The organism is Paraburkholderia sp. RL18-101-BIB-B, from assembly GCF_046026985.1.
Lineage (GTDB): Bacteria > Pseudomonadota > Gammaproteobacteria > Burkholderiales > Burkholderiaceae > Paraburkholderia.
The window spans coordinates 24,720-35,094 of the sequence record NZ_JARESV010000067.1 but is presented as its reverse complement, the minus strand read 5'-3'; the positions used below and the strand labels follow the sequence as shown (position 1 = coordinate 35,094).

Genomic DNA, 10,375 nt, shown 5'->3' with positions numbered 1-10,375 from the left:
CGGCCGGGATTTTGTGGGCAGCGATCCGTCGGCGCTGATTCTTGGCGACAACATTTTCTATGGTCACGATCTCGCGAAACAGCTCGAGCGAGCCAACGAGAAAACGGAAGGCGCCACGGTCTTTGCGTACCACGTGCACGATCCTGAACGTTACGGCGTGGTCGAGTTCGATAAGCAGTTCCGCGCGCTGTCGATCGAAGAGAAGCCGGCCAAGCCGCGTTCGAACTACGCGGTCACGGGTCTGTACTTCTACGACAAGCAGGTCTGCGACATCGCCGCGGACATCAAGCCGTCGCCGCGTGGCGAACTTGAAATCACCGACGTCAACTCGCGTTATCTCGCCAATGCCGCGCTCGAAGTGGAAATCATGGGTCGTGGCTACGCGTGGCTCGATACCGGCACGCATGATTCGCTGATCGAAGCGGCCACCTTTATTGCTACGCTGCAGAAGCGTCAGGGCCTCGTGGTCGCGTGTCCGGAAGAGATCGCTTACCGGCAACAGTGGATCGACGGCGAGCAGTTGCAGGCGCTCGCCAAACCGCTCGCCAAAAACGCCTACGGGCAATATCTGCAAAACATTCTTACGGATCAAGTGGCATGGCCATCCAAGTAACCGCTACCGCGTTGCCTGAAGTCAAGATCATCGAGCCGAAGGTGTTCGGCGATGCGAGAGGTTTTTTCTTCGAGAGCTTCAACGCGAAGGAGTTCGCCGAGCAGGTCGAGCCGGGCGTCGAGTTCGTGCAGGACAACCATTCGCGCTCCGCGAAGGGCGTGCTGCGTGGATTGCATTACCAGGTCCAGAATGCGCAGGGCAAGCTCGTGCGCGTCGTCGAAGGTGAGGTGTTCGACGTCGCTGTCGATATCCGCAAGAGTTCGCCGAATTTCGGCAAATGGGCCGGCGTGGTTTTGTCGGTCGATAACCACCGGCAGTTGTGGGTGCCGCCCGGTTTCGCGCATGGGTTCGTGGTGCTGTCCGAGTCCGCGCAGTTCCTCTACAAGACCACCGACTACTGGTATCCCGAGCACGAGCGCAGCATCGTCTGGAACGATCCGGAGATCGGCATCGAATGGCCGATCGACGCCGAGCCGCTGCTGGCTGCGAAAGACGCGGCGGCCAAGCGCCTTGCCGATGCTGACGTGTTCGAGTAAGGGGCTGGAGCATGAGCGCACATGATGCCAAGCGAACGATCCTCGTCACCGGCGTAAATGGCCAGGTGGGCTTCGAGCTCGCGCGTACGCTGCAAGGGCTCGGCACGGTGGTCGCGGTGGACCGCGCCGCGATGGATCTGTCCGATCCGGATCAGGTGCGTGCCGTGGTGCGCAGCATCCGGCCGACGCTGATCGTCAATCCCGCAGCCTATACCGCGGTCGACAAGGCGGAAGAGGAATTCGATCTCGCCATGCGCATCAACGGCGAAGTGCCCGGCGTGCTCGCTGAAGAAGCGAAGAAGCTGGGCGCGGCGCTGGTCCATTATTCGACCGACTACGTGTTCAACGGTGAGAAAGACGGCGCCTACGTCGAAGACGATCCCACCGATCCGCAAAACGCGTATGGACGCACCAAGCTGGCCGGCGAGCAGGCCATCGCCGCGAGCGGTTGCGCGCACCTCATTTTCCGCACGAGCTGGGTGTACGGCACGCGCGGCAAGAACTTCCTGTTGACGATGCTGCGCCTCGGCGCGGACCGTGACGAGCTGAGCGTGGTCGCCGACCAGGTCGGCGCGCCGACCTGGTCGAAAACGATTGCGGCGCTCACTGCGAACGTACTCGCGCAGGCAGCGGCGCCGGGCCAGAGCGACTGGTGGCAGCAGCATTCGGGCGTTTATCACCTGACCGCGACGGGTTCGGCATCGTGGCACGGTTTTGCCGAGGCCATTTTCGAACTGTCGGGTCTGGCGAAAACGCCGACCGTCAAACCGATCCCGGCTGCTTCCTATCCGACGCCGGCGAAGCGGCCCGGCAACTCGCGCATGTCGAATGACAAGCTTGCACGGACGTTCGGCGTGCAGGCGCCGGACTGGCGCGACGCCTTGCAACTTTGCCTGGCCGAGCGTTGAGCAGCACGCCGCTGACATCGCGTACGGGGGCCGTCGTTGTTTTCTACAACCCCGATGCGGCCTGTATCGAGCGGGCCAACCGGCTCGCCGCAAGGATGCACTGCGTGGTGGTCGACAACACGCCGGACGTGCGCCCAGCGAGCGAGCTGGGACTAGCCGGCGCGATCGAGTACCTGCCCAACGGTGAGAATGCGGGCATCGCGACAGCGATCAATCAGGGCGTCGAAGCGCTGATTCGCGGCGGCTTCGACATGGCGATCATCTTCGATCAGGACAGCGAGCCGCCCGCGTCGCTGTTCACGGAGTTGCCGAAGGTCATCGACGCGGCCAACGCATCGGGAGAGCGTGTCGCGCTGGCGGGCCCGGCCTACGAAGATGCGCGCCTGCGCGGCCTCGCGCCGTTCGTGCGCTTCAAGTGGGGCACGCTGGAGCGCATCGTGCCGCAGGGCGATCAGCCCATCGAGGTCGACTTCCTGATTTCGTCGGGGTCGTGCATCAATTTGCGCTGGTGGTCGAGCATCGGTCCGATGGACGACGCGCTTTTCATCGATTTTGTCGACCTGGAATGGTGTGTGCGTGCCAAGCAGAAGGGCTATCGGGTGCTGGGCGTGCCATGGGTGCACATGAGCCATGAACTCGGCGGCGAGCCGGTCCGCGTACTGGGCCGCGCGTATCCGATGCATAGCCCGTTACGCCATTACTACCTGTTCCGCAATGCCGTTGTGCTGATTGGCCGTTCCTATGTGCCCTGGACGTGGAAGTCGTCCGAACTGGTCAAATTTCCCGTGCGGCTCGTCATCTATTCATTGATGCCCTCGCAGCGGATGGCCCATTTGAAAATGGCGTTGCTTGGAATGTGGGACGGCATTCGCGGGCGGTTGGGCAGGCTTTAGAACGCGGTGCGGCGGTAGTCAGTGCCATTGGTCAGGAAACCGACGAGCAGCAGTCAGCTCGTCGGATGAGCAGGAAGGAAATGCATGAACACAAAATTTGGTGAGCATCAGCAGGATGTAGTCAGTCAGGACGTCTCCCAAGATGAGCCGTTGTCGCATGGCGCGGAGGATATGCGCCATCTTCAGGGGCGTGTGGCACTGCTCGAAAAACTGCTTGATGATGCGCTGCGCGATGGCGAGTCGATCGCGAAGCTGAACAATCGGATTCTGAAACTGGAAGTTGAGAATGCCGCTTTAATCAATTCGACCTCGTGGCGGGTGACGGCGCCGCTGCGCTCGCTTGCCCGCGTCGTGAAGGCGGTGCGCCTCGCGTTCAGCACCATTAGCCGCCAGGCCGAGGTCAGGGGCGGGCTGGGTAGCGCGTTGGGCTACTACGCGTCGACGATCCGGCGCGAAGGTCTGCCGGGCGTCGTGGCTCGCGTGCGCCGGCTCAAAAGCGGCCGCGGCTTCGCCGACGGTCCGCCGCGTGACGAGGTTTATCACGAGTGGATCAGCCTGTACGACACGGTCACGCCGACCAGGAAACTCGAAATCGAAGCGGATATCGGCCGGTTGGCGCGCAAGCCGCTGATCTCCGTCGTCGTGCCGACGTTCAATAGCGACGAACGTCTGCTGCGCGAAATGGTTGCCTCGGTTCAGGCGCAAATCTATCCGCATTGGGAGTTGTGCATCGCGGACGATGCGTCGACCCAGCCGCACGTCAAGGTCGTCCTGCAGGAGTTGGCCGCTGCCGACAGCCGCATCAAGGTCGTCTTCCGCGAGACGAACGGCCACATTTCCGAAGCCAGCAATAGTGCGCTCGCGCTCGCGACCGGCGAATACGTCGCCTTGCTGGATCACGACGACCTGCTGCCGCCGCACGCGCTTTACATGGTGGCGCGCTACATCAATCAGCATCCGCAAGGCCGGATGTTCTACAGCGACGAAGACAAGCTCACCACCGAGGGCAAGCGCACCACGCCTTACTTCAAGTGCGACTGGAACCCGCAAATGTTCCTGACGCAGAACATGTTTTCCCATCTGGGCGTGTTCGAGACGAAGCTGGTTCGGGAAGCGGGCGGCTTCAGGAAGGGCTTCGAAGGCAGCCAGGACTACGACCTGGCGTTGCGCTGCGTGGAGCTTGCCGGCGACGACAGCGTGATCCACATTCCACATGTGCTGTATCACTGGCGCATCGTGCCCGGCAGCACGGCGGGCAGCGGCAGCGAGAAGCCTTATGCGTTGATCGCCGCGATTCGCGCGCTGGAAGATCATCTGAAGCGGGCCAACATCAGCGCGACGGTCGAGCACCCGATCGAAACACTTGGCGTGCTGCGCGTGCGTTATACGTTGCCGAGCCCGCAGCCCAAAGTGTCGATCATGATTCCGACGCGCGATGGGCTCGCGCTGCTCAAGCAGTGTCTCGACAGTATTTTTGCGCGGACGCTTTATCAGAATTTCGAAATCATCATCGTCGACAATGGCAGCGTGAGGCCGGAGACACTGAGATATTTCGACGAGGTGTCGCAGCGTCCTAATGTGCGTGTTTTGCGCGATGAATCGCCGTTCAATTTCTCGGCTCTGAATAATCGCGCGGCACGCGTGGCGACCGGCGAATTCCTGTGTCTGTTGAATAACGATATCGAAGTGATCTCGCCGGACTGGTTGAATGAAATGGTCAGTCTGGCCAATCTGCCGCGCGCCGGCGCGGTGGGCGCCTGTCTGTGGTATCCGAGTGATGCATTGCAGCACGGCGGCGTGGTGCTCGGTCTCGGCGGCATTGCCGGCCACATGCATCACATGATGAAGCGTGGGCATTACGGGTACTTCGGCCGCGCGGTGGCGACGCAGAATCTGTCGGCGGTGACCGCCGCCTGCCTCGTCGTCAGGAAGTCGGTCTACGACGAAGTGGGCGGCCTGGAAGAAGAGCTGGCGGTCGCCTTCAACGACGTGGACTTCTGCATGAAGCTGCTGAAGGCGGGCTACCGCAATATCTGGACGCCGTACGCCGAGCTGTACCACCACGAATCGGCCACGCGCGGCTCGGACCACGATCCGGTGAAGTACGAGCGCTTCGTCAGCGAGATTCGCCGCATGGAGGCACGTTGGGAGGGCTGGTTCGAACGGGACCCGGCATACAACCCCAATCTGTCGCTCAACTGCGAGGTTCTGCCGTTTACGCTGGCGTCGCCGCCGCGCATCGGTCAATTCGAATAGCGGCGCGGCTCAGGCGGCCTGACGCCTGCACGAAGGGCCTTGCGGCGCGCAGGGCCTGATTTGACTGGGTTCAGTCCGCTACGGCAGAATGCCGGGTTAAGATGGCGGCGGCTGTATCCAGAAATATTCATTACGTTCCGGCGCGCCTGTCAACGAGCCGCCGGAATTTTTAGCACCGTTTGCATCGGTTTGGACAATCGAAATGCAGACGGTTTGTCGGAATCTATCAATGCAAATTTCTGTTTTGCGGCATCGGTCGCTCTTGTGGGACTTTGTCCGCCGTGACCTTGCGACTAAATTCCGCGGTTCGGCGCTCGGCTCCGTCTGGATGATCGTTACGCCAATCCTCACCTTGCTGGTCTATTTCTTTGTTTTTAGCGTCGTGTTTAAGGCGCGCTGGGCGGGCGAAGGGTTAAACAGTAAGGCGTCCGCGCTGATTCTTTTCAGCGGACTGATCACTTACACGTTCTTTTCCGAATGCTTTCTGCGCGCGCCGATGCTGATGCGCGAGAATCCGAACTTCATCAAAAAGGTCGTGTTCCCGCTCGAAGTATTGCCGCTCGCCATTACCTTGTCCGCGGTCGTGAACGCGGCGATCGGCTACGGTCTTCTGCTCCTGTTCAACCTGGTGTTCGTCGGCTTGCCGCCGCTGTCCGCCATTGCGCTGCCGGTTGTCCTGTTGCCGATGTTTTTCGCCGTGCTGGGTGTGACGTATCTGCTGGCGTCGCTCGGCGTCTATCTGCCCGACATCAAGCTGCTGGTGCCGCCAATCTCCATGGCGATCATGTATCTGAGCCCGGTGTTTTATCCGCTCGACATGGTGCCGAAAATCCTGCGATTCGCGGTCGCGATGAATCCTTTTACTCCGGTGCTGGAAAACGTACGGCACGCATTCTTCTTTGGCGAATGGCCCGATCCGGTCGGCATGATTATTCAATTGGCGATTTCGATTGCTTTTCTATGCGTGTGCTACTGGTTTTTCATGAAATCCAAAAAAGGATTTCCTGATGTGCTTTAAGAAATTCGCTTAAAAGGTATAAGTCGAATTAACGTCGGCAGGTATTGGATTAATATAATGAATAGCAAGAAGGCGCGTGTTGGTATTGTTATCGTAACCTTCAATTCAGCGGAGGTGTTCGCGCTTGCGATCGAGAGCCTGATCAAGACCCGAAGCGATACGGAATTCGTGGTGGCCGCGATCGATAACGCATCCCGGCCGGCCGAGCGTGCCGCCGTGCAGGCCACGTTCGAGAACGCCGTCGCCCAGCATGGCCTGCAAGGCAAATTCTTCCAGCAGGACAAGAACCTCGGATTTTCCGGTGGTAATAACGTCGGTATCGAGTACTGCCTGTCGGACCCGGCGATCACGCATATCTGCCTGCTCAATAGCGACGTCATCGTCACCGACCATTGGCTGGACTACCTCGTCGCGGCGGATAAGGATGCGATCGGCCCGCTGACCAACGCGTCGAACAATGAGCAGGGCATTCCGATTCCCTACCATCTCGGCGACCGCAACCGACTGGGCGAAGGCAGCGCCGCGCTCGATATGCCGGTGCTCACCGAATTCGCCATTCGCCGGCGCGAAGGCTGGTTGGGCTTGACGGTCGACAGCGACTTTCTGAGCTATTACTGCGTGCTGTTTTCGCGCGAGCTGATCGAACACGTGGGCACGCTCGACGAACGATTCTTTCCTGGCGCCTACGAAGACGACGACCATTGCGTCCGCATTCTGGAAGCCGGTTTCAAGATGCATGTGGCGCGTGATGTGTATATCCATCACTGGGGCTCGGCGTCGTTCGGCAAGCTGGATGTCGTCGAGGCCCAAGGATTCGCCGCGCAAAACCGCGCGCGATTCGAAGAGAAGCATGGCCGCGCATGGCAAGATCGCACGCGCCTGTCCGTGACCGCCTGGATGCAGGATTCGTTGTTTGCGATTGCCTCGCCGAAGCGGTTTCCGATTCACCTCGAAACGCATCACCTGTACGCGCGCCAGATGCGCACGCTCGTGGCAGGTCTCGAGGACTATTCGAAGCACTTGAGCGGAGAAATCGCGCGCATCCAGGCGGAGGGGTTGACCGACCTCCGTTCGCTGGTGATGGGGCGCCATGTCGACGAACGTGCGTCGGCGGCTTCCTTGCTTCCCGTGATCAACAGTATCGACGCGGACATCGAGCAATACCTGTCGACGGACGGCGAAGGTGTCGCGCCGGAGATCGTACAGCGCATGACGGTCCGGTTCGAATCGCTCGCTCATGAACTGAGCGCGCTGGTCGCCAGGACGTCGGGCATGGCTCGCGAGCTAACCGCAATGCAAGCCGCCAAGCCGCAAGACAAGCCGCTCGGTCTGATGCAACGCGTGATCAACCGGCTGGCTCGCGCGGCACAGTTCCCCACCTCGAAGGTGAGCCGCCTCGTGCGCGGATACGAATTGTTGCAACTGATGCTGCACGGCGAAGGAATTCTTTTCTTCGCTCCGTATCCGACCAAGGAGCGAGAGCGCGACGGCTACTTCCAGCGCGTGAAGGCGATCGATTCGCTGTTTCCCACGACGCACCGGGTGTATTGCGATGTACGCGGTCATCCGGAGGCCAAGCCTTTTATCGAAAGGGCGGCGCATAACGCCTGGGTCCTCAATATTTCCCTGCAGTCGGTCAATCAATGCCGGGTCGTGGCGCTGCTGGCGCGCCGCTTCAAGCGCGTTTATTTCCACAGCGTCCTGCGCATGCCGAATGCGGCGGCCGAAGCGGCGCTCCGCGTACCGGGCCTGAAATGGGTGCTCGACGTGCACGGTGTCGTGCCCGAAGAATTTCGGATGCACAACGATTTCTTCTCCGCGCGCATCCATGACGATTGCGAGCGCACGGCGGTGGAGAAGGCGAGCCGTGTGATCGTCGTGTCGCAGGCAATGGGCAACTATCTCGCACACAAGTACCGCGAGCTGCTGCGCGCGAAAGTGATCGTGTTGCCGATCTTCGCATTGGAAGAGGGCAGCGAAGCGGTGCGGCCCTACAAGGATGGCCGGCCCACGGTTATTTATGCCGGCGGCACGCAGAAGTGGCAAAACGTACCTGCCATGATGAACGTGGTCGCGCGAGCGCTTGAACACGCCGACTGGTGGATGTACACGCCGGACGTCGACGTGATGAGAAACGCGGCGGCGCCCGAGGTTCAAAGCCACCCGAACTTCCATGTGGCCAGCGCGACGCGCGCCGAACTCAATGAGGTGTATCAGCACTGCCATTTCGGCTTCATTCTGCGGGACGACATGGTGGTGAACCACGTGTCCTGCCCGACGAAGTTGATCGAGTATTTGGCGTTCGGCATCGTGCCCATCGTGGATACGCCCAACATCGGCGACTTCAACACGTACGGCATGCGTTTCGTGAACGTCGAGGATTTTGCCAAGGGGCTGATTCCGGACGCGGCGACGCGCATGGAGATGGCCGCGCATAATCGGGCGATCTGCGAGCGGCTGGTCGAGCAGAAGGCCACGGGCGAGAAGGAACTGATCGAGGCGCTGACCTAGTCGGCTAACCGGGGCCGCGCGCGAGAGGCGGGCGGCTCCCGATCACAGCTTTGTTTAAAGCTGTTCATCAACAAAGAGAGTGGTCTTGGACGATATAGCTATCCACGTTCGCGAGCTGAGCAAGCGTTACGAACTTTATGCGAAGCCTCACCATCGGCTGGCGCAGATGCTACTTCGTGGCCGTCGCCAGTTTTTCGGCGAATTCTGGCCGCTGCGCAACATCTCCTTCAACGTGAAGAAGGGCGAAGCGGTGGGTATCGTGGGCCGCAACGGCGCCGGTAAGTCGACGCTGCTACAGATCATCGCGGGCGTCCTGTCGCCCACTCAGGGCGACGTGGAGGTGCACGGCCGGGTCGCGGCTCTGCTGGAATTGGGCAGCGGTTTCAATCCGGAGTTTACGGGCCGCGAGAACGCGTATCTGAACGGCTCGATTCTCGGCTTGTCGCGCAAGGAGATGGACGCAGCCATGCCGGAGATCATCCGCTTCGCGGCGATCGGCGATTTCTTCGACCAACCCGTCAAGCACTACTCGAGCGGGATGATGGTGCGCGTCGCATTTGCGGTGCAGGTGCAACTGAACCCGGATGTGCTGATCGTCGACGAGGCATTGGCGGTCGGCGACGCGCTGTTCCAGAAGCGCTGCTATCAGCGCATTCGCCAGCTGCGCGATCGTGGCGTCGCGATTCTCTTCGTGTCGCACGACATCGAGTCGGTCCGAACCTTTACGGACCGCGCCATTTTGCTTCACCACGGCGAGGTGATGGCGGCAGGGCCGTCCGGCGAAGTCGTGCTGGCCTATCGCAAGCTGTTACACGACGAGGAAAACCTCGCCAAGCAGAAGGAGATCGCCGAGCACAAGCAGGCGGTCAAGGCGGACACCGCACCGAAGGTCGCGGCGCCCGTCGAATCGCCGCAGTTGACGGCGCCCGCCGCGACGGCCGAGCCGCTCGAGGCCGCTGCAGCAGAAGGGCACCTCGCGCAAGCCGTGTCGAATGTCTCGGACGCAGCGGATCAGATGGAAACCGACGCGCGCAACGAAGGCGGCAAGTTCGAATTCGGCAGCCTCGAAGCTCTGATTACGGACGTCTCCGTGCTGGACGGCGCGGGCGAGCAATGCACCACGTTCTACACCGGCGATACGGTCAAGATCGTGGTGAAATTCTCGATCCGGGAAGACATGGACAAGCTCTATGTCAATCTGCGGATCCGCAACAAGGAAGGCATCAAGATGTACTCCTGGGGGACGTTCAACCAGGACGCCGAACTGATTGCCGGGAAGCAGGACGGCTTCATTTTCTGGAACCGGAAGTTCCGTGCGGGCGAAGAGCATTCCGTCGTCTTCACGATGGACTCCTGCTCGCTCGGCGAAAATTTCTACGAAGTGCAGGCCTCGCTGATCCACCAGGAGTCGATGAACTTCTCCGATCAGGCAATCTTGCACTGGATCGACGAGGCCGCGTTCTTCATGGTCCGCGCGCGTGTCGACACGCATTTCTTCGGTGGCGTGTGCGATCTGCACATGCGCGCCGAACTTGAAGCACCCACCGGCGAGGCCTCGTAAGTGAACGTCTGTCAGTCGCAACGACGAGGGGCGGCTGGTGTCCTTCGACAAAACGGCTCGCCGTACAAAACCTTGGTGT

General features: G+C 60.7%; 8 protein-coding genes. All 8 read left to right on the top strand.

Going from position 1 to position 10,375, the window contains the following annotated elements:
- Positions 1-613, top strand: a 613-nt coding sequence (locus P0D73_RS42175; RefSeq protein WP_408435752.1) for a sugar phosphate nucleotidyltransferase, incomplete at its 5' end; no start/stop codon positions are given.
- Complete coding sequence (rfbC, locus tag P0D73_RS42170) at positions 598-1,149, top strand: dTDP-4-dehydrorhamnose 3,5-epimerase (RefSeq protein WP_132375865.1); 552 nt, start codon at positions 598-600, stop codon at positions 1,147-1,149. The genes P0D73_RS42175 and rfbC, both read left to right, overlap by 16 nt.
- Positions 1,150-1,160: 11 nt before the next feature.
- Positions 1,161-2,057 (top strand): dTDP-4-dehydrorhamnose reductase, encoded by an 897-nt coding sequence (gene rfbD, locus P0D73_RS42165; protein WP_408435750.1) that lies wholly within the window; start codon positions 1,161-1,163, stop codon positions 2,055-2,057.
- On the top strand, positions 2,054-2,950 hold the full coding sequence (locus tag P0D73_RS42160) for a glycosyltransferase family 2 protein (RefSeq protein WP_408179372.1): 897 nt from the start codon (positions 2,054-2,056) through the stop codon (positions 2,948-2,950). The genes rfbD and P0D73_RS42160 overlap by 4 nt, the downstream gene beginning before the upstream one ends.
- A gap of 84 nt (positions 2,951-3,034) precedes the next feature.
- On the top strand, positions 3,035-5,206 hold the full coding sequence (locus tag P0D73_RS42155; protein ID WP_408179374.1) for a glycosyltransferase family 2 protein: 2,172 nt from the start codon (positions 3,035-3,037) through the stop codon (positions 5,204-5,206).
- A gap of 229 nt (positions 5,207-5,435) precedes the next feature.
- Positions 5,436-6,224 carry an ABC transporter permease gene (locus P0D73_RS42150; protein WP_342960110.1) on the top strand — a complete coding sequence of 263 codons (789 nt, stop codon included), beginning with the start codon at positions 5,436-5,438 and terminating at the stop codon, positions 6,222-6,224.
- Between the two features lie 57 nt (positions 6,225-6,281).
- Positions 6,282-8,735: a glycosyltransferase gene (locus P0D73_RS42145; RefSeq protein WP_408179375.1), complete on the top strand. Its 2,454-nt coding sequence runs from the start codon at positions 6,282-6,284 to the stop codon at positions 8,733-8,735.
- 85 nt (positions 8,736-8,820) lie between these two features.
- The gene (locus P0D73_RS42140) at positions 8,821-10,296 is read left to right on the top strand and encodes an ABC transporter ATP-binding protein (RefSeq protein WP_408179376.1); all 1,476 of its coding nucleotides are present in this window, start codon (positions 8,821-8,823) and stop codon (positions 10,294-10,296) included.
- Positions 10,297-10,375 lie beyond the last annotated feature (79 nt).